Source organism: Streptomyces sp. NPDC094143 (assembly GCF_040303825.1).
Classification (GTDB): Bacteria; Actinomycetota; Actinomycetes; order Streptomycetales; family Streptomycetaceae; genus Streptomyces.
In genome coordinates, this window is the sequence record NZ_JBEOTZ010000059.1 from 1 (window position 1) to 22,511 (window position 22,511).

The 22,511-nt window shown below is 71.1% G+C and carries 18 protein-coding genes; 9 read left to right on the forward strand and 9 right to left on the reverse strand.

What is annotated here, in order from left to right; translation table 11 throughout:
• Nucleotides 1–293: 293 nt before the first annotated feature.
• The 3 genes from ABTZ58_RS37140 to thyX all read right to left on the reverse strand — a co-directional run bounded on the left by ABTZ58_RS37140 (nt 294) and on the right by thyX (nt 3,987).
• The gene (locus ABTZ58_RS37140) at nt 294–1,979 is read right to left on the reverse strand and encodes a ribonuclease J (protein WP_351366992.1); all 1,686 of its coding nucleotides are present in this window, start codon (nt 1,977–1,979) and stop codon (nt 294–296) included.
• Between the two features lie 156 nt (nt 1,980–2,135).
• Entirely contained in the window at nt 2,136–3,035 is a 900-nt protein-coding gene (dapA, locus tag ABTZ58_RS37145) for a 4-hydroxy-tetrahydrodipicolinate synthase (protein WP_351366995.1), read from the reverse strand.
• Between the two features lie 211 nt (nt 3,036–3,246).
• Complete coding sequence (gene thyX / locus ABTZ58_RS37150) at nt 3,247–3,987, reverse strand: FAD-dependent thymidylate synthase (protein ID WP_351366998.1); 741 nt, start codon at nt 3,985–3,987, stop codon at nt 3,247–3,249.
• A gap of 158 nt (nt 3,988–4,145) precedes the next feature.
• Between thyX and ABTZ58_RS37155 the strand changes: the two genes are divergently transcribed.
• Together ABTZ58_RS37155 and ABTZ58_RS37160 are read left to right on the forward strand one after the other, a co-directional pair.
• A complete protein-coding gene (locus ABTZ58_RS37155) occupies nt 4,146–4,385 on the forward strand; it encodes a hypothetical protein (protein WP_309094380.1) in 240 nt (79 codons plus the stop codon).
• Nucleotides 4,386–4,497: 112 nt separating this feature from the next.
• On the forward strand, nt 4,498–5,052 hold the full coding sequence (locus ABTZ58_RS37160; protein WP_351367001.1) for an SCO5741 family PH domain-containing membrane protein: 555 nt from the start codon (nt 4,498–4,500) through the stop codon (nt 5,050–5,052).
• 72 nt (nt 5,053–5,124) lie between these two features.
• On the opposite strand, the gene ABTZ58_RS37165 is transcribed toward ABTZ58_RS37160, so the two are convergent.
• The 5 genes from ABTZ58_RS37165 to rpsO all read right to left on the reverse strand — a co-directional run bounded on the left by ABTZ58_RS37165 (nt 5,125) and on the right by rpsO (nt 10,594).
• A complete protein-coding gene (locus ABTZ58_RS37165; protein WP_351367004.1) occupies nt 5,125–5,580 on the reverse strand; it encodes a tetratricopeptide repeat protein in 456 nt (151 codons plus the stop codon).
• A gap of 13 nt (nt 5,581–5,593) precedes the next feature.
• Nucleotides 5,594–6,346 carry a 4-hydroxy-tetrahydrodipicolinate reductase gene (dapB, locus tag ABTZ58_RS37170; protein WP_351367007.1) on the reverse strand — a complete coding sequence of 251 codons (753 nt, stop codon included), beginning with the start codon at nt 6,344–6,346 and terminating at the stop codon, nt 5,594–5,596.
• A 28-nt stretch (nt 6,347–6,374) separates the two neighbouring features.
• Nucleotides 6,375–7,754: a M16 family metallopeptidase gene (locus ABTZ58_RS37175; protein WP_351367010.1), complete on the reverse strand. Its 1,380-nt coding sequence runs from the start codon at nt 7,752–7,754 to the stop codon at nt 6,375–6,377.
• Nucleotides 7,751–9,970 (reverse strand): polyribonucleotide nucleotidyltransferase, encoded by a 2,220-nt coding sequence (locus tag ABTZ58_RS37180; protein ID WP_351367013.1) that lies wholly within the window; start codon nt 9,968–9,970, stop codon nt 7,751–7,753. The genes ABTZ58_RS37175 and ABTZ58_RS37180 overlap by 4 nt, the downstream gene beginning before the upstream one ends.
• 336 nt (nt 9,971–10,306) lie before the next feature.
• Nucleotides 10,307–10,594 (reverse strand): 30S ribosomal protein S15, encoded by a 288-nt coding sequence (gene rpsO / locus ABTZ58_RS37185; RefSeq protein WP_010042739.1) that lies wholly within the window; start codon nt 10,592–10,594, stop codon nt 10,307–10,309.
• A gap of 269 nt (nt 10,595–10,863) precedes the next feature.
• Between rpsO and ABTZ58_RS37190 the strand changes: the two genes are divergently transcribed.
• The 7 genes from ABTZ58_RS37190 (at nt 10,864) to ABTZ58_RS37220 (ending at nt 21,450) form a co-directional block, all read left to right on the forward strand.
• Nucleotides 10,864–11,160, forward strand: a complete 297-nt coding sequence (locus ABTZ58_RS37190) for a DUF397 domain-containing protein (RefSeq protein WP_351367017.1) — start codon at nt 10,864–10,866, stop codon at nt 11,158–11,160.
• A gap of 410 nt (nt 11,161–11,570) precedes the next feature.
• Nucleotides 11,571–15,254: an SCO5717 family growth-regulating ATPase gene (locus ABTZ58_RS37195; protein ID WP_502996196.1), complete on the forward strand. Its 3,684-nt coding sequence runs from the start codon at nt 11,571–11,573 to the stop codon at nt 15,252–15,254.
• A gap of 306 nt (nt 15,255–15,560) precedes the next feature.
• Complete coding sequence (locus tag ABTZ58_RS37200) at nt 15,561–17,411, forward strand: ABC transporter substrate-binding protein (RefSeq protein WP_351367023.1); 1,851 nt, start codon at nt 15,561–15,563, stop codon at nt 17,409–17,411.
• 10 nt (nt 17,412–17,421) lie between these two features.
• On the forward strand, nt 17,422–18,468 hold the full coding sequence (locus ABTZ58_RS37205; RefSeq protein WP_351367026.1) for an ABC transporter permease: 1,047 nt from the start codon (nt 17,422–17,424) through the stop codon (nt 18,466–18,468).
• Nucleotides 18,465–19,379, forward strand: coding sequence for an ABC transporter permease (locus tag ABTZ58_RS37210; RefSeq protein ID WP_351367028.1), 915 nt, complete (start codon nt 18,465–18,467; stop codon nt 19,377–19,379). The genes ABTZ58_RS37205 and ABTZ58_RS37210 overlap by 4 nt, the downstream gene beginning before the upstream one ends.
• Nucleotides 19,376–20,389, forward strand: coding sequence for an ABC transporter ATP-binding protein (locus tag ABTZ58_RS37215; RefSeq protein WP_351367031.1), 1,014 nt, complete (start codon nt 19,376–19,378; stop codon nt 20,387–20,389). Before ABTZ58_RS37210 ends, ABTZ58_RS37215 begins: the two co-directional genes overlap by 4 nt.
• Nucleotides 20,386–21,450, forward strand: coding sequence for an ABC transporter ATP-binding protein (locus tag ABTZ58_RS37220; protein WP_351367034.1), 1,065 nt, complete (start codon nt 20,386–20,388; stop codon nt 21,448–21,450). The genes ABTZ58_RS37215 and ABTZ58_RS37220 overlap by 4 nt, the downstream gene beginning before the upstream one ends.
• On the opposite strand, the gene ABTZ58_RS37225 is transcribed toward ABTZ58_RS37220, so the two are convergent.
• The gene (locus ABTZ58_RS37225) at nt 21,447–22,400 is read right to left on the reverse strand and encodes a bifunctional riboflavin kinase/FAD synthetase (RefSeq protein WP_351367037.1); all 954 of its coding nucleotides are present in this window, start codon (nt 22,398–22,400) and stop codon (nt 21,447–21,449) included. The genes ABTZ58_RS37220 and ABTZ58_RS37225 overlap by 4 nt on opposite strands.
• Between the last annotated feature and the right edge of the window lie 111 nt (nt 22,401–22,511).

The window sequence follows — 22,511 nt, forward strand, 5'->3', positions numbered from 1 at the left end:
GGCTTTCCTCCGGGCGCTTCCCTTCGGTCTTGCGTTTCCGACTCTATCAGATCTTTTCTCGACCCGATTTCCTCGGTGCTTTCCAGGTTTCCGCTCCCGCGTTTCCCTTTCCGGCGGTTCCGACTCTATCAGAGGTTTCTGAGTCGGATTTCCCGCCCGGCCGGACTGTCCCGGTGCCTGAGTTGGCCCGGGTGCCCCGTCGGGAGGAGTTGTAAACCTACTGGAGCGGGGCGCCCCGATGCAAATCGAGGCGCCCCGCTGCCAGTTGGCACTGGCTCAGACCCGACGGGCCGTCAGACCTCCACCACCACGGGCAGGATCATCGGCCGGCGCCGGTAGGTGTCCGAGACCCACTTGCCGAGCGTGCGGCGGATGAGCTGCTGCAGCTGGTGGGGTTCGACCACGCCGTCCTGCGCGGAACGTTCGAGTACCTCGGTGATCCGGGGGATCACATCGCCGAAGGCGGAGTCCTCGATGCCGGAGCCGCGGGCCTGGACGTGCGGGCCGCCGGTGATCTTCCCGGTGGACGAGTCGATGACCACGAACACCGAGATGATGCCCTCGTCGCCCAGGATTTTCCGGTCCTTCAGGGCCGGCTCGCCGACGTCACCGACCGAGAGGCCGTCGACGTAGACGTAGCCCGCCTGGACCTTGCCGGAGATCTTGGCCTTGCCTTCGACGAGGTCGACGGCGACGCCGTCCTCGGCGATGACGATGCGGTCGTGCGGGACGCCGGTCAGGGCACCCAGCTCGGCGTTGGCGCGCAGGTGGCGCCATTCGCCGTGCACCGGCATCAGGTTCCTCGGGCGGCAGATGTTGTAGAAGTACAGCAGCTCGCCGGCCGATGCGTGGCCGGAGACGTGGACCTTGGCGTTGCCCTTGTGGATCACGTTGGCGCCCCAGCGGGTCAGGCCGTTGATCACGCGGTAGACCGCGTTCTCGTTGCCGGGGATGAGGGACGACGCCAGGATCACCGTGTCGCCCTGGACGATGCGGATCTGGTGGTCGCGATTGGCCATGCGGGACAGGGCCGCCATCGGTTCGCCCTGGGAGCCCGTGCAGACCAGGACCACCTCGCTGTCCGGGAGGTCGTCGAGCGTCTTGACGTCCACCACCAGCCCCGGCGGGACCTTCAGGTAGCCGAGGTCCCGGGCGATGCCCATGTTGCGGACCATGGACCGGCCGACGAAGGCGACCCGGCGGCCGTACTCGTGAGCCGCGTCCAGGATCTGCTGGATGCGGTGCACATGGCTGGCGAAGCTCGCGACGATGATGCGCTTGCGGGCGCCGGCGAAGACCTGCCGCAGGACGTTGGAGATCTCCCGCTCGGGCGGGACGAACCCCGGAACCTCGGCGTTCGTCGAGTCCGACAGGAGGAGGTCGATGCCCTCCTCGCTCAGGCGTGCGAAGGCGTGGAGGTCGGTGAGGCGGCTGTCCAGCGGGAGCTGGTCCATCTTGAAGTCGCCGGTGTGGACCACCATGCCCGCGGGGGTGCGGATGGCCACGGCCAGGGCGTCCGGGATGGAGTGGTTGACAGCGACGAACTCGCAGTCGAAGGGGCCGATGCGCTCGCGGTGCCCCTCCGCCACCTCAAGGGTGTAGGGGCGGATGCGGTGCTCCTGGAGCTTGGCCTCGATGAGGGCGAGGGTCAGCTTGGAGCCGATCAGCGGGATGTCCGGCTTCTCGCGCAGGAGATAGGGGACGCCGCCGATGTGGTCCTCGTGACCGTGCGTGAGGACGATGCCCTCGATGTCGTCGAGGCGGTCCCTGATGGACGAGAAGTCCGGCAGGATCAGGTCGATTCCGGGCTGCTCCTCCTCGGGGAAGAGCACTCCGCAGTCGACGATCAGCAGACGGCCGCCGTACTCGAAGACCGTCATGTTGCGGCCGATCTCGCCGAGACCGCCGAGTGGGGTGACCCGCAGGCCGCCTTCGGGGAGCGGCGGGGGCGCGCTGAGTTCGGGATGCGGATGACTCAAAAGACTCTCCTCACCACGCGCGCCACGTACCGGTCGGGCACGTGGCGCGCGTGACGTTCGTGCAATAGCAGTTGTCGTTGAAGGGTGGTGCGGGCACCGGTGGCCCGCCTATTCAGTTGTGAAGCACATACGCGGGGAGCCGCGCGAAGTCTGATGTCAGAGCTGTACCCCACCGGCGGCAAGATCGATCTTGAGTTGCTCGATCTCCTCGGGCGCGCACTCGACCATGGGGGCGCGCAGGGGCCCGGAGGGCAGACCCTTGAGGGCGAGCGCCGCCTTGGTGGTCATCACGCCCTGGGTGCGGAACATGCCCGTGTAGACGGGGAGCAGCTTCTGGTGGATCTCCGTGGCCTTCTGCACGTCGCCGGAGGTGTACGCCTCGACCAGGGCGCGCAGTTCGGGGGTGACCACGTGGCCGACGACGGAGACGAAGCCGACCGCGCCGACGGAGAGCAGGGGGAGGTTCAGCATGTCGTCGCCGGAGTACCAGGCGAGGCCGGAGCGGGCGATGGCCCAGCTGGCGCGGCCGAGGTCGCCCTTGGCGTCCTTGTTGGCGACGATCCGCGGGTGCTCGGCGAGGCGGACGAGCGTCTCGGTGTTGATCGGGACGCCGCTGCGGCCGGGGATGTCGTAGAGCATGACCGGCAGGCCGGTGGCGTCGGCGACGGCCGTGAAGTGCCGGTAGAGGCCCTCCTGCGGGGGCTTGTTGTAGTACGGCGTCACGACGAGCAGGCCATGGGCGCCGGCGCGCTCCGCCGCGCGGGCGAGTTCGATGCTGTGGTGGGTGTCGTTGGTGCCGACTCCGGCCACGACGTGGGCGCGGTCGCCGACGGCTTCCAGGACGGCCCGTACGAGATCCGCTTTCTCCGCGTCGCTGGTGGTCGGGGACTCGCCGGTGGTGCCGTTGATGATCAGGCCGTCGTTGCCTGCGTCCACCAGGTGGGCGGCGAGCCGCTGCGCGCCGTCGAGGTCGAGTGCGCCGTCCGCCGTGAAGGGCGTGACCATGGCGGTGAGGACCCGCCCGAAGGGGGTCTGCGGAGTCGAGGTCGGAGCCATGGGTTACACGCTACTCGTTGCTCAGGAGCGGGTCTGCCCTAGGGGCAGGCGACAGGTCGTGACAAAGGTGGAGCCCGGCACTGCCTGCTCGGGGGTTCAAGCAGTGCCGGACCCGTTTGATCAGGCTAGATGAACTTCGCGAAATGCCGCAATACGGACACTTCGCACGGCTGAACCGTACATCTGTGCCTGACCGGGGAAGCGGGCGGCGCTACGGCGCCACGCGTCCGTTGGCGTTGAAGGCGGCGTACGTGAGCGGCATGAGCCGGGCCCACTCGGCCTCCATCTTCTCGCCGACCATCTCGATCTCGCGCTGCGGGAAGGACGGCACCTTCGCCAGCTCGTGCTGAGTGCGCAGGCCGAGGAAGTGCATCAGCGAGCGGGCGTTGCAGGTGGCGTACATCGAGGAGTAGAGGCCGACCGGGAGGACCGCGCGGGCGACCTCGCGGGCGACGCCGGCGGCGAGCATCTGCTGGTACCTCTCGTAGGCCTGGCGGTAGGAGGCCTCCATGGCCTCGCCGACCAGCCGGTGCTGCTCGGGGGTGCCCTCGACGAACTCGTACTTGCCCGGACGGCCCTGCTGGATCAGCTTCCGGGAGGTGTCCGGCACGTAGAAGACCGGCTGGAGCTCACGGTAGCGGCCGCTCTCCTCGTTGTACGACCAGCCGACCCGGTGCCGCATGAACTCACGGAAGACGAAGATCGGGGCGCTGATCAGGAAGGTCATCGAGTTGTGCTCGAAGGGGCTGCCGTGCCGGTCCCGCATCAGGTAGTTGATCAGGCCCTTGGAGCGCTCGGGGTCCTTCTTCAGCTCGTCCAGGGACTGCTCCCCCAAGGTCGAAACCCGGGCGGCGAACAGCACGTCGGCGTCGGCCGCGCTGTGTTTCACCAGCTCAACGGTGACATCGCTGCGCAAGTCGATCTTGAAGTCGTCGTCGGGGGTCTCGGTCACGGTTCGCAGGGCCTTCCCATCGCGTCTCTTGGCGACGCCACTCTACGTTCAGTGACGTGTCGCGATGAAGTTGGTGAAACAGGGCACCTGCGAGGGAGTTCGTTCGTCACTACAGATGACAGTGATCCGTTCCACCCTCGAAGGGAGACGCACCCCTGATGTCAGGTCGGCGTGAACCCGTACCGTTCGCCTTCGTCGCAGAGGCCGACAGGTTCCGCAGCAATGTCACTCCCCCACCGCGTGAGCGGCTGTCCGTCGGCCAGATGGCCGGCCGATGGCTCATGGGGCTCACCATCGTGGCGGGACTCGTGGGGTCCCTGGTCATCGGGACGCCCGCGCTGTCGCCCGACCACTCGGCCGGCCAGCCTCAGCAGTCCCAGGCGTCCGAGAGGCGCTGAACCGCCCCCGACGGGCGGTGACTCCATCCGGCCCCCCGCCAGTGGTGACCGGGGACACAGATCGGTAGCCTCACCGGGCACAGCCCGCGCATGGATCGAGTGAGGACCCGCCGTGCCCCTGCCCTTCCTGACGGCCGACCGCGTTTTCGAGGCGGCGGACGACGTTCCGCTCCCTTACGACGACCGTGACCGGTGGCGGCGGCCGTACCGGCCCGGGCCCTGGCGGGTGGCGGCCGCGGCGCTCGCGCTGCTGCTCGCCTCGTTCGTGCTGTTCGCGGCCGTCGTCATCGCGGCGACGGCCGAACCGGCCTCGGCCGGGCTGGTCTTCGGCCTCGCGCTGCTCGTCATCGCCGGGGCGCTGCGGCTGCTGCGGGTGGGCGTCTGGGTGAGCGCGCGCGGCCTGCGCCAGGTGGCCTTCTTCACGACCCGTACGGCGCCCTGGGAGCGAGTCGTCTCGGTGCGCACGGCACAGCAGCCGGTGCGCTGGCTGGGGTTGCCCCGGACCGTGCAGGGCCAGGCGCTGCTGCTGGAGCGGCAGGGGCGGGCGGCGCACGGCGTGCCACCGCTGATGTCCACGCACAACCTGGACTTTTTGGGCCGTACGGTGGCCTTCGACCGGGCGGCCGACTCGGTGGAGGCCTGGGCGGACGAGTACCGCCCGCACTGACCTTCTCCTGGTACGCCGATGGGGCCGGACCGTGGAAACGGTCCGGCCCCATCGGCATGCGGAGGCCGGCGTTCAGGCCGTCTCGGGCTGTCTGCCGTCGTGCAGGGCGATGGCGCGCTGCATCGCCTTGCGGGCGCGCGGGGTGTCGCGGGCGTCGTGGTAGGCCACGGCGAGGCGGAACCAGGTGCGCCAGTCGTCGGGGGCAGCCTCCGTCTCGGCCTTGCGCCGGGCGAAGACCTCGTCGGCCGAGTCCCGGTCGATGCGCCCGCTGGGGGTGCGCTTCAACTCGTCGACGGGCAGACCGCCCTCGGCGTCGAGCTCGGCGGCGAGGGCGTTGGCCCTGCGGACGAACTGGGTGTTCTTCCACAGGAACCACAGGCCGATGGCGGGCAGGATCAGCACCGCCACGCCGAAGGTGACGGTGAGGGGCGTGCCGGTCTCGATGAGCAGGACGCCCCGGCTGCCGACCAGGACGAAGTAGACGACCAGGACGGCGGCCGTGAGGGCGTAGGTGAGCTTCGCGCGCATGACGGTCAGGGGCTCAGTTCAGGTCCAGGAAGTGTTCCAGGCCGAAGGTCAGGCCCGGGGTGCTCACCACGCGGCGGGCGCCGAGCAGGATGCCCGGCATGAAGCTGCTGTGGTGGAGCGAGTCGTGCCGGACGGTGAGGGTCTCGCCCTCGCCGCCGAGCAGGACCTCCTGGTGGGCGAGGAGTCCGCGCAGCCGGACCGCGTGGACCGGGACGCCGTCGACGTCGGCGCCGCGGGCACCGTCGAGCGCGGTGGCCGTGGCGTCGGGGGCCGGGGCGGTGCCGGCGGCACGGCGGGCCTCGGCGATGAGCTGAGCGGTGCGCGTGGCGGTGCCGGAGGGGGCGTCCACCTTGTTCGGGTGGTGCAGCTCGACGACCTCGACGGACTCGAAGTAGGGGGCCGCCATCTGCGCGAACTTCATGGTGAGGACGGCCCCGATGGAGAAGTTCGGCGCGATGAGCACGCCCGTCTCCGGGGACTTCGCCAGCCAGCCGTTCAGCTGCGCGAGACGCTCCTCGGTCCAGCCGGTCGTGCCGACGACCGCGTGGATGCCGTGGCCGACGAGGAAGTCGAGGTTGGCCATGACCGAGTCCGGCGTGGTCAGCTCGACCGCGACCTGGGCGCCGGCTTCGGTCAGCGTCTCCAGCTTGTCGCCCCGGCCGAGGGCGGCGACCAGCTCCATGTCCTCGGCGGCCTCGACGGCCCGTACGGCTTCGGAGCCGATCCGGCCCTTGGCGCCGAGGACCGCCACGCGCAGCTTGCTCATCTCTTGTGCTTCTTTCACCAGGGGTTGGTCAGGCGACGGCGTCGTGCAGGCGGGCCGCCTGTTTGTCCTTCAGCGGGCCGATGACCGACAGGGAGGGCTTGCGTCCCAGGATCTCCCCGGCGACCGCCCGGACGTCGTCCGGGGTGACCGACGCTATCCGGGACAGCATGTCGTCGACGGACATCTGCTCGCCCCAGCACAGCTCGCTCTTGCCGATACGGTTCATCAGCGCGCCGGTGTCCTCCAGGCCGAGGACCGTGGAGCCCTGGAGCTGGCCGATGGCCCGTGCGAGCTCGTCGTCGGTGAGGCCGTGCTCGGCGACGTGGTCGAGTTCGTCGCGGCAGATCTTCAGCACGTCGTGCACCTGGGAGGGCCGGCAGCCGGCGTAGACGCCGAAGAGGCCGCAGTCGGCGAAGCCGGAGGTGTACGAGTACACGCTGTAGGCCAGGCCGCGCTTCTCCCGGACCTCCTGGAAGAGGCGGGAGGACATGCCGCCGCCGAGGGCGGTGTTCAGCACCCCGAGGGCCCAGCGGCGTTCGTCGGTGCGGGACAGGCCCGGCATGCCGAGCACGACGTGGGCCTGCTCGGTCCTGCGGTCGACCAGCTCGACGCGGCCGGCCGTGCGCAGGGCGCGGGTGCCGCCGCGCGGGGCGACGGGCTCGGCGGTGAGGTCCTTGAAGGCGTCGGCCTTCTCGAAGGCGGCGCGGACCTGACGGACGACCTTGGCGTGGTCGATGTTGCCGGCGCAGGCGACGACCAGGTGGGTCGGGTCGTAGTGCTTCTTGTAGAAGCGGCGGATGCGGTCGGCGGTGAGGGCGTTGACCGTGTCGACCGTGCCGAGGACCGGGCGGCCGAGGGGGTTGTCGCCGAACATCGTGTGCGCGAACAGGTCGTGCACGCAGTCGCCCGGGTCGTCCTCGGTCATGGCGATCTCTTCGAGGATGGCGCCGCGCTCGACGTCGACGTCCTCTTCGAGGATGAGCGAGCCGGTCAGCATGTCGCAGACGACGTCGATGGCGAGCGGCAGGTCGCTGTCGAGCACGCGTGCGTAGTAGCACGTGTACTCCTTCGCCGTGAACGCGTTCATCTCGCCGCCGACCGCGTCGATGGCGGAGGAGATGTCCAGGGCGGACCTGCGGTTCGTGCCCTTGAAGAGCAGGTGCTCCAGGTAGTGGGTGGCGCCGTTCAGCGCCGGGGTCTCGTCGCGGGAGCCGACGTGCGCCCAGATGCCGAAGGTCGCGGAGCGGACCGAGGGCAGGGTCTCGGTGACGATGCGCAGGCCGCCCGGGAGGGTGGTCTTGCGGACCGTGCCGATGCCGTTCTCGCCCTTGATGAGGGTTTGGGTACGGGCGACGGCCCGCGCCTCCGAGGAGGTGCGGGCCGTCGCCTTCGAGCCACGGGACGTCACTGGTCGGCGTCGTCCTTCTGCTCGTCCGAACCGTCCTCGCCCTCGATCACGGGGATCAGGGAGAGCTTGCCGCGGGAGTCGATCTCGGCGATCTCGACCTGGACCTTGGCACCCACGCCGAGGACGTCCTCGACGTTCTCCACGCGCTTGCCGCCGGCCAGCTTGCGGATCTGCGAGATGTGCAGCAGACCGTCCTTGCCGGGGAGCAGCGAGACGAACGCGCCGAAGGTGGTCGTCTTCACGACCGTGCCCAGGTAGCGCTCGCCGACCTCGGGCATCGTCGGGTTGGCGATGCCGTTGATCGTGGCCCGGGCGGCCTCGGCGGCGGGGCCGTCGGCGGCACCGATGTAGATCGTGCCGTCGTCCTCGATCGTGATCTCGGCGCCCGTGTCCTCCTGGATCTGGTTGATCATCTTGCCCTTGGGGCCGATGACCTCGCCGATCTTGTCCACGGGGATCTTGACGGTGATGATCCGCGGGGCGTTCGGGGACATCTCGTCCGGGGTGTCGATCGCTTCCATCATCACGTCGAGGATGTGGAGGCGGGCGTCACGGGCCTGCTTCAGGGCCGCGCCCAGGACGGAGGCGGGGATGCCGTCCAGCTTGGTGTCGAGCTGGAGGGCGGTGACGAACTCCTTGGTGCCGGCGACCTTGAAGTCCATGTCGCCGAAGGCGTCCTCCGCACCGAGGATGTCGGTGAGGGTGACGTAGTGCGTCTCGCCCTCGATCTCCTGGGAGATCAGGCCCATGGCGATACCGGCGACCGGGGCCTTCAGGGGCACACCGGCGTTCAGCAGCGACATGGTGGAGGCGCAGACCGAGCCCATGGACGTCGAGCCGTTCGAGCTGAGCGCCTCGGAGACCTGGCGGATCGCGTAGGGGAACTCCTCGCGCGTCGGCAGGACCGGGATCAGGGCGCGCTCGGCGAGGGCGCCGTGGCCGATCTCGCGACGCTTCGGGGAACCGACGCGGCCGGTCTCGCCGGTGGAGTACGGCGGGAAGTTGTAGTTGTGCATGTAGCGCTTGCGCGTCACCGGCGACAGCGTGTCCAGCTGCTGCTCCATGCGGAGCATGTTCAGCGTGGTGACACCCAGGATCTGGGTCTCGCCACGCTCGAACACGGCCGAGCCGTGGACGCGCGGGATGGCCTCGACCTCGGCGGCCAGGGTGCGGATGTCGGTGAGTCCGCGCCCGTCGATGCGCTTCTTCTCCTTGATCACGCGCTCGCGGACCAGCTGCTTGGTGAGCGAGCGGTACGCGGCGGAGATCTCCTTCTCGCGGCCCTCGAACTCCGGCAGGAGCTTCTCGGCGGCGAGCTGCTTGACGCGGTCCAGCTCGGCCTCGCGCTCCTGCTTGCCGGCGATGGTGAGCGCCTGGGCGAGCTCGGGCTTGACGGCGGCCGTCAGCGCCTCCAGAACGTCGTCCTGGTAGTCGAGGAAGATCGGGAACTCGGCGGTCGGCTTGGCGGCCTTCGACGCGAGGTCGGCCTGGGCCTTGCAGAGCACCTTGATGAAGGGCTTCGCGGCTTCCAGACCGGCGGCGACGACCTCCTCGGTCGGGGCCTCGGCGCCGCCCTTGACCAGCTGGATGGTCTTCTCGGTGGCCTCGGCCTCGACCATCATGATCGCGACGTCGCCGTCCTCCAGGGTGCGGCCCGCGACGACCATGTCGAAGACGGCGTCCTCGAGCTCGGTGTGCGTCGGGAAGGCCACCCACTGGCCGTTGATCAGCGCGACTCGGACGCCGCCGATCGGGCCGGAGAAGGGCAGGCCGGCCAGCTGCGTGGACGCGGAGGCGGCGTTGATCGCCACGACGTCGTACAGGTGGTCGGGGTTGAGCGCCATGATCGTGGCGACGACCTGGATCTCGTTGCGCAGGCCCTTCTTGAAGGACGGGCGCAGCGGGCGGTCGATCAGGCGGCAGGTGAGGATGGCGTCCTCGGAGGGACGGCCCTCACGGCGGAAGAAGCTGCCGGGGATCTTGCCGGCGGCGTACATCCGCTCCTCGACGTCCACCGTGAGCGGGAAGAAGTCGAGCTGGTCCTTGGGGTTCTTGGAAGCGGTGGTGGCCGACAGCACCATGGTGTCGTCGTCCAGGTACGCCACGGCGGATCCGGCGGCCTGCTTGGCCAGGCGGCCCGTCTCGAAGCGGATGGTGCGGGTGCCGAAGGTGCCGTTGTCGATGACGGCCTCGGCGTAGTGGGTCTCGTTCTCCACTAGCGATCTCTCCGTTTGCTTGTCGTCTTTCGTCCCTCGTCTGCCCGTGTGGCAGGGGGACATTCCGGAGATGCGCGCCGTGCTGTGCGGGCCGGTCTTCGATCGAAGCACCCGGGGCTTTCTTTCCCCGGGGGCCACTACCGAGGACCGGCGGCGGCTTGGTGCGCCTCTCCGTCTCCTCTTGTCGTGCTGGTCGTGCGTCGTGCTGTGTCGTGCTGTGTCGTGCGTTGTGCTACCACACTACAAAGGGGTGGTGACACTCCGCACGTACAGTTGCGCGCGTACAGCAAAGGGAGCGGCCCCGATTCTGCCGGGAACCGCTCCCTTCACGGCGTCTTACTTGGCGCCCGCCGCACCGCGGCGGATGCCGAGGCGGTCGACCAGCGCACGGAAGCGCTGGATGTCCTTCTTCGCCAGGTACTGGAGAAGACGGCGGCGCTGACCCACCAGGATCAGCAGGCCACGACGGGAGTGGTGGTCGTGCTTGTGGGTCTTGAGGTGCTCGGTCAGGTCGGAGATCCGACGGGACAGCAGAGCGACCTGGACCTCGGGGGAGCCGGTGTCGCCCTCCTTGGTACCGAACTCGGACATGATCTGCTTCTTCGTAGCGGCGTCGAGCGACACGCGTACTCCTCATTGGTCTGCGATGGCCACCGAGTGCCCCCGGTCTGCTTCTCGGGGGAGCTTCCGTGACTCGGAAGGCGGGGATCCGCTGGGCGCGGCCTCCAGAACGGCTGGTTCCGGGGGTGCGTACACAAACGGCCGTCGACCAGAGTACCAGGTGGTCGGGGGCCTTTTTGCCCTGGTCCCCGAAGCTCCCGGCCGGAGCGGTGGGGGCCACTAGGGTGGGCGGGCTCGGGATCGTTCGTACGTCGGGAAGGGGTCGCTGCGGCATGGCGGAGACGGCTGAGGAGATCAAGGCACGCAAGGAGCGGGAGCGGGACGAGCTCTACGCCCTCGACATCTCCGGTGTGGAGTGGCACTGCGCGCCGGGCACCGAGGAGCACGAGGAGCGGGTCGAGATCGCGTACCTGCCCGAGGGGGCCGTCGCGATGCGGTCCTCCCTCGATCCGGACACGGTGCTGCGGTACACGGAGGCGGAGTGGCGGGCCTTCGTGCTGGGAGCGCGGGACGGGGAGTTCGACCTGGAGCCGCGGCAGCGCGAGGGAGGGTCCCCGGCCGGGCAGTAGGCGCGGGAACGCACGACGAGGGGCGAGCCGGTGGACGGCCGCCCCTCGTCGGGTTTCGCAGGGGGGTTGGTGACGACGCTTGGGCGAGGAGGTCCGGGTTCTTCACGTCTGTCGCCCCCTTTTGTTCCTCAACGTGTGTGCCGCGTACGTCACTTCGGGGCACCTTCTGGGCAGGTTGTGACGCGGCGGACGGATGCTCGGGGGTGGACGGGCCTGCCGGGGCGGGGCTTGTGGTGATTAGGCTGGGACGGGGCGCTGCGCCGGAAACGGTGGAGCGGGCGCCGGTGCCCCAGGGGGAACACGGGGGAGTTTGTGGATCGGACTGCCTCGGACGACCTCGATACGCCTCATACGACTTCGCACGGCTTCGCACGACGTCGGACGACAAGCAAGGGTCGCCCCAGCACGGCATGAGGGTGCTCGACCACACCAGGAGGAACACTGTGAGCAGCGATCGGGACGGGATCCGCGGGGGCTGGGCGACACCCGGCGATGACCAGCCCGACGCGGAGTCCGCGGCAGAGGTGACGGGCGAGTTCACCATCGACTACGCGCCGCCCGCCTGGTACACGCAGAACGCCTCGGGGAGTTCGGGGTCGAACTCCGGGGCGCCGTCCGGGGAGTCGAGCGCTTCGGGAGCCGCCGGTGGGGGTGGGGGTGCTGCCGCCGGTGGGGGTGCGGGTGCTGGTGCTGGTGCGCCGAAGGGGCCGGTTCCGCCGCTGCCCGGTCTGACTCCGCCGCCGCACGCGAATCCCTCCGGGGGTTACGCGTATCCGCCTGTTCCTTCTGCGGGGCCGTCGGCTTCCGGTGGTCCGTCGGGTTCCGGTGGTCCGTCGCACTCACCCCTTCCGGGGCCGGCTCCGGCGCCCGGGGCGCCCTTCACACCGCCTGCGCCTCCGCCCGCTCCCGGCGCCCCGTTCACGCCTCCCGCGCCCGCTCCGGGTGCGCCCTTCACGCCTCCCGCGCCATCTGTCGGGGGGCCGTCCGGCGTTCCCAGGCTTCCGATGGGGTTCGAGCCGCAGGGGGCCCAGTCCGGCTCGTCCGACGGGCGGACGGAGGAACCCGCTGCCGAACCGGCCTCTCCTACGGCTGTGCCGCACATCCCGGTCGGTGGGTACCAGGGGCAGTGGACGCCGCCCGCTCCGCCAAAGACGCCTCCGGCTGCTCCCGCAACTCCGGCCTCCGATGACACTGAGTCCGCTGAGTCCGGCGAGTCCGGCGAGTCCGGCGACGGTGACCTGGAGAGCGGTGCCACCATGCGCTTCTCCGCCGTCGCGCTGAAGCGGGAGATCGCGGAGCGCGCCGCTGCGGCCGAGTCGCCGTCGGACTCGGCCGACGAGGGCCGGGCCGCGGAGACCGTTTCCGCCACGGACGAGGGCGTTGTGTCCGGCGGCGCGGAGGAAACGGCGGATGCCGTGGACGTGTCCGGCGCGGGCGACCCTGCGGACAGCGCGGATTCCGGTGATGCCGGCTCGGAGGACGCGGAACCAGCGGTGACCGGCCCGGCGGACGACACCGCGGATGAGGACGTCCCGGGGGCGGAGAGCGACGAGCCGACCTCGGAGAACGCCGAGCTTCAGGTCGCCGAGCCTCAAGACGCCCTCCCGGAGGAGACGGTGGCGACGGACGCGGTGCCGGTCGACGCCGTTCCCGAGGACGCTGTTCCTGCGGACACTGTTCCCGAGGACGCCGCGCCCGCGGACGCTGTTCCTGCGGACGCCGCGCCCGCAAACGCCGCGTCCGCAGACCCCCTTCCCGCAGACGCCGTTCCCGCAGAGAGTGGTGCGGATGACGCGGGCCCGGCCGATGCCGTGCCTGCGGATGCGCCCCCCGCTGCCGCCGACGCGGCCGACGTCCAGGACGCCGGCCCCTCCGACTCCGGCGGCGCCGAGCCTTCGGACGCCGCGCCCGCCGAGGCCGCTCCCGCTTCCGAGGTCGAGGACAAGGACGGCGACGGCGAAGGCGCGCCGCAGGACGCCGCAGGGGCGGAGCCGTCCGGCTCCCAGCCGGCGTGGACTCCCCCGGCCCCGCAAGGTGTGCCGCCGCTGCCGCCGTCGTACCAGCCGGCCGCTCCGGCACCGGCGAGCGAGTGGCCGGCCCAACCTCAGCAGCAGCCGCAGCCGCCGGCCCAGCCCACGGACGCGCGGCCCCAGCCCCAGCCGACCGCGGCTCAGGGACAGGGTCCGGTGCCGCCTCAGCCGTCGGTGCCCGCCCAGCAGCCGCCGTTCCAGCCGCATGCGCCGCAGCCCGCGCCCGCCGCCTGGAACCAGCCGGGCACGCCCGCACCGCCGAGCCAGCCGCCCGCTCAGCCCGCCCCCCAGCCCGGCGCATACGGCTTCCCGCACCCGGGAGCACCCGCCCCGGCCGCCCCGCACGCCCAGGCCGGCTACGGCTTCCCGCACCCCGGCGCTCCCGCCAGCCCGCAGCCCCAGCCGCAGCCGCAGCCGCAGCCGCAGCCGCCGGGCATGCCCCCGGCCCAGCAGTCGGACACCCCGCCCGCCCCCAGCCCCGTGCCCGACGCGCACGGCGGATACGGGTTCCCGCAGCCCGGCCCCGGTGCTCCCGCCCCGGCGGCGCCGCACCCCCAGGGCGGCTACGGCTTCCCCCAGCCCCCGGCTCAGCAGCCGCACCCCCGGCCCGCCGTGCCCCCGCAGGCCCAGCCTCCGCACCCCGGTGCCCAGCAGCCGCCGGTTCAGCCCGGGCAGCCCGGGCAGCCCCAGCCCCCCGTCGATCCCCGCACCGGTGCCGCCTGGCCGCAGCCCATCCAGCACGATCAGCGGCAGCCCACCAACCCCGGGGCCGCGCCGCTCGGTTACACCGCTGCCGTGGAGTTGTCCTCCGACCGGCTGCTCAACAGCAAGAAGCAGAAGGCGAAGAGCAGCCGTCCGGCCGCCGGTGGCGGGCGGTTCAAGATCGGCGGCAAGAAGGAGGAGGCCGAGCGGCAGCGCAAGCTCGAGCTGATCCGCACGCCGGTGCTGTCCTGCTACCGGATCGCGGTGATCAGCCTCAAGGGCGGTGTCGGCAAGACGACCACCACCACCGCGCTCGGCTCCACGCTCGCCACCGAGCGGCAGGACAAGATCCTCGCGATCGACGCCAACCCGGACGCGGGCACCCTCGGGCGCCGGGTCCGCCGGGAGACCGGGGCGACCATCCGTGACCTCGTCCAGGCGATCCCGTACCTCAACTCGTACATGGACATCCGGCGGTTCACGTCCCAGGCGCCGTCCGGGCTGGAGATCATCGCCAACGACGTCGACCCGGCCGTGTCCACGACGTTCAACGACGAGGACTACCGGCGCGCGATCGACGTGCTGGGCAAGCAGTACCCGATCATCCTGACCGACTCCGGTACCGGTCTGCTCTACAGCGCCATGCGCGGGGTCCTCGACCTCGCGGACCAGCTCATCATCATCTCCACGCCGTCCGTGGACGGGGCGAGCAGCGCGAGCACCACGCTGGACTGGCTGTCGGCGCACGGGTACGCCGACCTCGTCTCGCGGTCCCTCACCGTCATCTCCGGGGTCCGCGAGACCGGCAAGATGATCAAGGTCGAGGACATCGTGGCGCACTTCGAGACGCGCTGCCGGGGCGTCATCGTCGTGCCGTTCGACGAGCACCTCGCCGCCGGTGCGGAGGTCGACCTCGACATGATGCGGCCGAAGGTGCGGGAGGCGTACTTCAACCTCGCGGCGATGGTCGCCGAGGACTTCGTCCGCCACCAGCAGTCGCACGGGCTGTGGACCTCCGACGGCAACCCGCCGCCGGTCGCCGCCCCGCCGCTGCCGGGCCAGCACCTGCCCGGCCAGCCTCCGTACCCGGGACAGCAGCAGCCGGGCCCGTACCCGCACCAGCAGTTCCAGCAGCCGGGACAGCCGTACCCCCAGCCCGGGCAGCCCTACCCCCAGCCGGGACAACAGCCGTACCCGCAGGCCGCGGGCCGGCCGCCCTACCCGCAGCCGGGACAGCCCGGTCAGCCCCCGGCCGTCCCTCCGCAGCCGGGCTACGGCTACCCGCAGCCGGGGCAGCCCGGTCATCCCGGGCAGCCCGACCCGCAGGGGCAGACCGCGCCGCCCCCTCCCCCGACGCAGTAATCGCCTCACCCGGTCGGCCCCTTTCGAGGGGCCGGTCCCGTCTCCGGCCCGCGCCGCTCGCACTCGGCGCGGGCCGGCGCGCGTTCCGGGGCCGACGAGGGCGAAATCCGTTGCCAGGCCCTGGCCAGGGGCGCGTCAGTGGTCTCCACCAATGGGCGCGGAAAGCTCGCCAATTTGTTATTTCCGCAGGCCACAAGGGGTGAACGTGCCGTTGACGGGTGGAGACGGCCGCTGATACACACTCAGCATCCACTGACAGCTGATCAACCCGTCCTTCCCGTCCGAGCGATGACGCGAGGTCCGACCATGGGCACGAACGATCAGACACACAGCCTCCCGCGCGGCCTCAGGCTCGTCGCCGTGGCCGGGGCGGCCGCGCTCACCCTCACCGCCGGGCTCGCGACCCCGCTCGACCCGGCGCCCCGGCAGGCCCGGGCGGCCGACGGCGGCAAGAAGGTGCTGACCGTCGCGGTCGCGCAGAGCGTGGACTCGCTCAGCCCGTTCCTGGCGGTCCGGCTGCTCAGCACGAGCATCCACCGGCTCATGTACGAGTACCTGACGAACTACGACCCCAAGGACAACCACGCGGTACCGGGCCTGGCCACCAAGTGGGAGGCGTCGCCGGACAAGCTCACCTGGACGTACACGATCCGCTCGAACTCGAAGTGGTCGGACGGCGTCCAGGCCACCGCCGAGGACGCGGCCTGGACGTTCAACAAGATGATGACGGACGACGGCGCGGCCACCGCGAACGGCAGCTATGTCGGGAACTTCGAGAAGGTGACGGCGCCGAGCCCCACCAAGCTGGTCATCGAGCTGAAGAAGCCGCAGGCCACGATGACCGCGCTCGACGTGCCGATCGTGCCGAAGCACGTGTGGGAGAAGGTCTCGGACTTCTCCGAGTTCAACAACGACAAGAGCTTCCCTGTGGTGGGCAACGGGCCGTTCGTGCTGACCGGGTACAAGGCCGACAGCTACGTCCGTCTCAAGGCCAACAAGACGTTCTGGCGCGGGGCGCCGAAGTTCGACGAGCTGGTCTTCCGCTACTACAAGGACCAGGACGCGGCCGTCTCGGCGCTGCGCAAGGGCGAGGTGTCGTTCGTCGCCGGGTCGCCGTCCCTGACGCCCGCCCAGGCTGAGTCCCTCGAGGGCGCGGAGAACATCCGGGTGAACGACGCGCCCGGCCGCCGCTTCTACGCCCTCGCCACCAACCCGGGCGCGAAGGCCAGGAACGGTGAGAAGTTCGGCGACGGACACCCGTCCCTGCTGGACCGGCGGGTGCGCAACGCGCTGTTCATGGCCGTCGACCGCGAGGCCGTCATCGACAAGGTGTTCCGGGGCCACGCCGTCGAGGGCGAGGGCTACATCCCGCCGCGCTTCCAGGACTACTTCTGGAAACCGTCCGCGAGCCAGAAGCTGGCCTACGACCCGGCGAAGGCGGCCCAGCTGCTCGACCGGGCCGGCTACCGGAAGAACGGCGACGGCAAGCGCGTCGGCAAGGACGGCAAGCCCCTCACGTACCGGGTGCTGTGCCACGCCACCGACCCCAACGACAAGGCGGTCGGCAAGTACCTCCAGGAGTGGTGGGGCAAGCTCGGCATCGGCGTCCGGCTCAACTGCCTGGACAACGTGACCGACCCCTGGCTCGCCGGCACCTACGACCTGGCCTTCGACGGCTGGTCGGTCAACCCGGACCCGGACTTCGTGCTCTCCATCCACACCTGCGGCGCGCTCCCGGCGACCCCCGAGGACACCGGCGCCACCGACAACTTCATCTGCGACAAGAAGTACGACGAGCTCTACGCCCGCCAGCTCGCCGAGTACGACCCCGCCAAACGGGCGGACATCGTCAAGCAGATGGAGTCGCGGCTGTACGACCTCGGGTACATGAACGTCATGGCGTACCCGAACGCGGTCGAGGCCTACCGGACGGACCAGATCGAGTCGATCACGACGATGCCGGCGAAGGCGGGGAACATCTACGGTCAGGACGGCTACTGGAGCTGGTGGTCGGCGGTCCCGGCGGAGACCGGCGACTCCTCCGGCGGTTCGTCCACGGCCGTCGTGGCCGTCGTCGCCACGAGCCTCGTCCTGCTGATCGGCCTCGGCACGGTCGTGGCGGTGCGCCGCCGGGCCGGTGCCGACGACCGTGAGTGACCGGGCGCTCATGACCGCCGACACGACGCCCGCGCTGGTCGAGGACAGGCAGCCGGCGCCGGGGCCGCGGGTGCGCAAGCGCTCCGCGTACCCGCGGTACCTGGCCGGCAAGGTGGCCGGCGCGGCCGTGTCGCTGCTGGCCGTCCTCGTCACCAGCTTCTTCCTCTTCCGGCTGATCCCCGGTGACCCGGTGAAGACCATGACCGGCGGCCGCCAGGTCTCGGCCGAGCAGCTGGCCGCCTACCGTGAGGAGTTCGGCCTCGACCTGCCCCTGTGGCGGCAGTTCACCGACTACTGCGGCAAGGCGCTCACCGGCGACTTCGGCACGTCGTACCAGTTCCGCGCGCCCGTGGTCGACAAGATCACCGAGGCGCTGTCCAACACCCTGCTGCTCACCGGCACGGCCTTCGTCCTGTACACCGTGCTCGGCATCTTCCTGGGCACGCGCTCGGCATGGCGGCGCGGTGGACTCGGCGACCGGGTCAACACCGGCCTCGCCCTGACCCTGTACTCGATCCCGTCCTTCTGGCTGGGGCTGCTGCTGATCATCGTGCTGTCGGTGGGCATCGGTCCACTGCCGGGCCTGTTCCCGACCGGCGGCATGGAGTCGGGCGGCGAGGAGGGCTTCGCCTACCTCCTGGACGTGGCGCACCATCTGGTGCTGCCGGTGGTGACGCTGGTGGCGGTGGAGTACGGGCAGACGCTGCTGGTCACGCGGTCGGCGCTGCTGGACGAGATGGGCAGCGACTATCTGACGACCGCGCGGGCCAAGGGCCTGCGGGACGACCTCGTACGCCGTCGGCACGCCGTGCCGAACGCGCTGCTGCCGACCGTGACGCTGATCTTCATCAACCTCGGACGGACGGTGGCGGGCGTGATCCTGGTGGAGACCGTGTTCTCCTGGCCGGGCCTGGGCGGGCTGTTCTACCAGGCGCTGAGCGTGCCCGACCTGCCGCTGGTGCAGGGCCTGTTCTTCGTGTTCGCCGCCGCGGTGATCCTCATGAACACCCTCGCCGACCTGGTCTATCCGCTGCTCGACCCCCGGGTGGCCCGATGACGACGTCGACCGGCACGGCCCCGAGCCCGCGCGCCCTGGCCCGGCAGCGCCGCCGGGCCTCGGTCGCCCGCTTCTGGCGGCGGTACCGTGCCGAACGGGCGGGGCTGTACGGCCTGGCCGTGCTCGCCCTGTGCGCGCTGCTGGCGCTGTTGGCACCGCTGTTCGTGGGCTCCGACGTGAGCAGCGTGACGGAGGCTCCCGGTCGTCCGATGCAGAGCCCGAGCACCGAGTTCCCGCTCGGCACCGACCAGTTCGGGCGGGACCTGCTGGGCCTGGTGATCTGGGGCGCGCGGGTGTCGCTGCTGGTGGGGCTGCTCGCGGCCGTGCTGTCGGTGGCGATCGGCACGCTGATCGGGGTCACGGCCGGGCATTTCAAGGGCTGGTACGCGACGGTGCTGATGCGGGTGACCGACTGGTTCCTGGTCATGCCGACGCTGGTGCTCGCGATCGCCCTGGCGACCGTCATGTCCCGCTCGCTGACCACGATCGTCGTCGCGATCGGCGTCACCACCTGGCCGACCACAGCCCGTCTGGTGCGCGCGCAGACCCTCGCCGTGGAGACCCGGCCGTACATCGAACGGGCGAAGGCGCTCGGCGGCGGCCACTGGCACGTCATGTCCCGGCACGTCCTGCCCAACGTGATGCCGCTGGTGCTGGCCCAGACGACCCTGATCATCTCCTCGGCCATCCTCGCCGAGGCGACGCTGGCCTTCCTCGGCCTCGGCGATCCGACGGTCGTCTCGTGGGGCGGTCTGCTCCAGGACGCCCGGGAGGCGGGCGCGGTCAGTGCCGGGGACTGGTGGTACCTGGTGCCGCCGGGCATCGCCATCGCCGTGGTGGCGCTGGCGTTCACGCTGTGCGGACGGGCCGTGGAGTCCGTCCTCAACCCCAGGCTGGGGGTGTCGCGTTGAGTCTGCTCGACGTCAGGAACCTGACCGTGACGTATCCGGGCGGCGCGGCCGCCGTGCGCGGGGTGGACCTGCGCCTGGACGCGGGCCGCAAGCTCGGCCTGGCCGGGGAGTCCGGCTGCGGCAAGTCGACGCTGGCGCTGGCCCTGCTGCGGCTGCTGCCGGCCGGGACCCGCGTCACCGGGGAGGTCCTGCTCGACGGCGAGGACGTGCTGACCATGAAGTGGGGCCGGGTGCGGGCGGTGCGCTGGGCCGGGGCCTCCGTCGTCTTCCAGGGCGCGATGCACTCCCTGAACGCCGTGCACCGCATCGGCGACCAGATCGCCGAGCCGATCCTGCTGCACCGGAAGGCGACCCGGGCCGGGGCGAAGACGAGGACCGGCGAGCTGCTGGAGCAGGTCGGCCTGCCCGCGGCCCGCGCCGACGCCTACCCGCACGAGCTGTCCGGCGGCCAGCGCCAGCGCGTCATGATCGCCATGGCCCTGGCCTGCGACCCGCGCCTGGTCATCGCCGACGAGCCGACCACCGCGCTCGACGTGATGATCCAGGCCCAGATCCTGCGGCTCATCGAGCAGCTGGTCGCGGACCAGGACCTGGGCCTGATCATGATCAGCCACGACCTGGCCGTCCTGGCCGACACCTGCGACCGGCTGGCGGTGATGTACGCGGGCCGGGTGGTCGAGGAGGGCCCGGCGGCCCAGGTGTACGAGGACGCCCGGCACCCGTACGCCAGGGCCCTGTCGGCCGCGTTCCCGCGCATCGGCGACCCGGCCTCCCGGTTCGCGCCGCAGGGGCTGGCGGGCGACCCGCCCGACCCGGCCGCGCTGCCGTCCGGGTGCACGTTCCACCCGCGCTGCCCGGTGGCGCTGGAGTCGTGCGCCGAGCAGGACCCGGTGCTGCGGGAGGCGGGGCCGGAGCGCCGGGCGGCGTGCGTGCTGGTCGGGCCGCCGGACGAGTCTCAGGCGGAGCAGGATCCGGAAGCGCTGCAGGAAGCGAGGCCCGGCACGCCATGACCCTCTCCCCCACGGCCCCCGAGGTCACCACGGCCCCGCTGCTGAGCGCCCAGGGCCTGCACGTCGCCTTCCCCGGCCGGCACGGCGGCCCCCGGGCCCGCGCGGTGGACGGCGTCGACCTCGACATCCGCCCCGGCGAGATCGTCGCGCTCGTCGGCGAGTCCGGCTGCGGCAAGACGACCCTGGCCCGCAGTCTGCTGGGCCTGGTGAAACCCACGGCGGGCCGGGTGGCCTTCGACGGCCGCCCCCTGGAGTACTCGAGCCGCTCCCTGAAGGCCTACCGCAAGCGTGTCCAGCTGGTCCTGCAGGACCCGAGCGGCTCCCTCAACCCCCGGCACACGGTGTACGACGCCGTCGCCGAGGGTCTGCGCATCCACGGCTTCCCGGGCGACGAACGCACGGCGGTCGCCGAGGCCCTGTCCCGGGCCGGCCTGCGTCCCCCGGAGCGCTTCTTCCTGCGCTACCCGCACGAACTGTCCGGCGGGCAGCGCCAGCGGGTCGTCATCGCGGGCGCACTCGTCCTGGGACCCGAACTCCTCGTCGCGGACGAGCCGGTGGCCTCCCTCGACGCCTCGGTACGCGGCGAGATCCTCGCCCTGCTGCTCCGGCTGCGCACGGAGCTGGGTCTGTCCGCGCTGGTCGTCACGCACGATCTGGGCCTGGCCTGGAACATCGCCGACCGGGTGGCCGTGATGTACCTGGGCCGGATCGTGGAGACGGGGGCGGTGGAACAGGTCCTGACGGCCCCCCGGCACCCCTACACCCAGGCCCTGCTGTCGGTCCTCCCGGAGGCCCCGGGCGCCCCGGTGATCCTCACCGGCGAACCCCCGGATCCGTCGCGCGTGCCGTCCGGCTGCCGCTTCCACGCCCGCTGCCAGATCCTGGCGAGCGGCGAGGCGGAGCGGGCGGGCGTGTCGGACGCGTGCAGACATCAGGACCTGGAGGTGCTGAGCGGGGGCGGAGAGTCACAGGTCGCCTGCCACTGGGCGACGTCCCTCAGTGGCGCGGGCAACTGCGCGACCAGCCCTCACGGACCCGCAGACGACCCACGAGCGAACTAGGCAACCTCGTCGGCCGCCACCAGCTCCCTGCACTTCTGCACGTCCCGCCCCATCTGCTCCAGCAGCGCGTCCAGCGTGTCGAACTTGGCCTGCCCTCGCACGAACGCCAGGAAGTCGACCGCGACATGCAGCCCGTACAGATCCAGCCCGACCCGGTCGATGGCATACGCCTCCACCGTCCGCTCGGTCCCCTCGAACTGCGGGTTCGTGCCGACGGAGATCGCCGCCGGCATCACTTCGCCCTGCGCGTGCAGCCAGCCCGCGTACACGCCGTCGGCCGGGATGGCGGTGTGCGGCAGCGTCTCCACGTTGGCCGTGGGGAAGCCCAGTTCGCGCCCGCGCTGGGCGCCCCGGACGACGACGCCCTCCACCCGGTGCGGCCGGCCCAGGATCTCCGCCGCGCCCTGGACGTCGCCCTCGGCGACCAGACGCCGCGTCAGCGTGGAGGAGAACGGCTCCCCGCCGCCCGCCTCACCCGTCACGTACAGGTCGACGACCTCGACCTCGAAGTCGTAGGTCTTGCCCTGCGTGGCGAGGAACTCCACGTTGCCGGCGGCCTTGTGGCCGAAGCGGAAGTTGGGGCCCTCGACGACCGCCTTGGCGTGCAGCTTGTCGACGAGCACCTTGACGACGAAGTCGGCCGGGGACAGCTTCGAGAACTCGGTCGTGAAGGGGAGGATGAGCACCGCGTCCACGCCGAGGTCCGCCATGAGTTCGGCGCGGCGGTGGTGCGGGGCGAGCAGCGGCGGGTGGCTGCCGGGGCGGACCACTTCGCTGGGGTGCGGGTCGAAGGTGACGACGACGGCGGGCACGCCCAGCTCCCGGGCGCGGTCCACGGCATGCCGGATGATCAGCTGGTGTCCGCGGTGGACTCCGTCGTAGGAGCCGATGGTGACGACGCTGCGCCCCCAGTCCTGGGGGATGTCCTCCAAGCCACGCCAGCGCTGCACTGTGCCTGCTCCTTGTCGAAAAGCTCGTCGAACCCGTGTCCGGTCGGTTGTCCGTGGTGACGCGTACGCAGGTCTAAGGGTGCCATGCCGGGTCGCCGCCGCCCGCATCGG

What these genes read in the sequence shown, in the direction of transcription:
- dapA (WP_351366995.1), bottom strand. Translation starts at nt 3,035, where the DNA reads ATGGCTCCGACCTCGACTCCGCAGACCCCCTTCGGGCGGGTCCTCACC.
- ABTZ58_RS37155 (WP_309094380.1), top strand. Translation starts at nt 4,146, where the DNA reads ATGTCAGGTCGGCGTGAACCCGTACCGTTCGCCTTCGTCGCAGAGGCC.
- ABTZ58_RS37165 (WP_351367004.1), bottom strand. Translation starts at nt 5,580, where the DNA reads ATGCGCGCGAAGCTCACCTACGCCCTCACGGCCGCCGTCCTGGTCGTC.
- dapB (WP_351367007.1), bottom strand. Translation starts at nt 6,346, where the DNA reads ATGAGCAAGCTGCGCGTGGCGGTCCTCGGCGCCAAGGGCCGGATCGGC.
- ABTZ58_RS37190 (WP_351367017.1), top strand. Translation starts at nt 10,864, where the DNA reads ATGGCGGAGACGGCTGAGGAGATCAAGGCACGCAAGGAGCGGGAGCGG.
- ABTZ58_RS37195 (WP_502996196.1), top strand. Translation starts at nt 11,571, where the DNA reads ATGAGGGTGCTCGACCACACCAGGAGGAACACTGTGAGCAGCGATCGG.
- ABTZ58_RS37200 (WP_351367023.1), top strand. Translation starts at nt 15,561, where the DNA reads ATGGGCACGAACGATCAGACACACAGCCTCCCGCGCGGCCTCAGGCTC.
- ABTZ58_RS37205 (WP_351367026.1), top strand. Translation starts at nt 17,422, where the DNA reads ATGACCGCCGACACGACGCCCGCGCTGGTCGAGGACAGGCAGCCGGCG.
- ABTZ58_RS37210 (WP_351367028.1), top strand. Translation starts at nt 18,465, where the DNA reads ATGACGACGTCGACCGGCACGGCCCCGAGCCCGCGCGCCCTGGCCCGG.
- ABTZ58_RS37220 (WP_351367034.1), top strand. Translation starts at nt 20,386, where the DNA reads ATGACCCTCTCCCCCACGGCCCCCGAGGTCACCACGGCCCCGCTGCTG.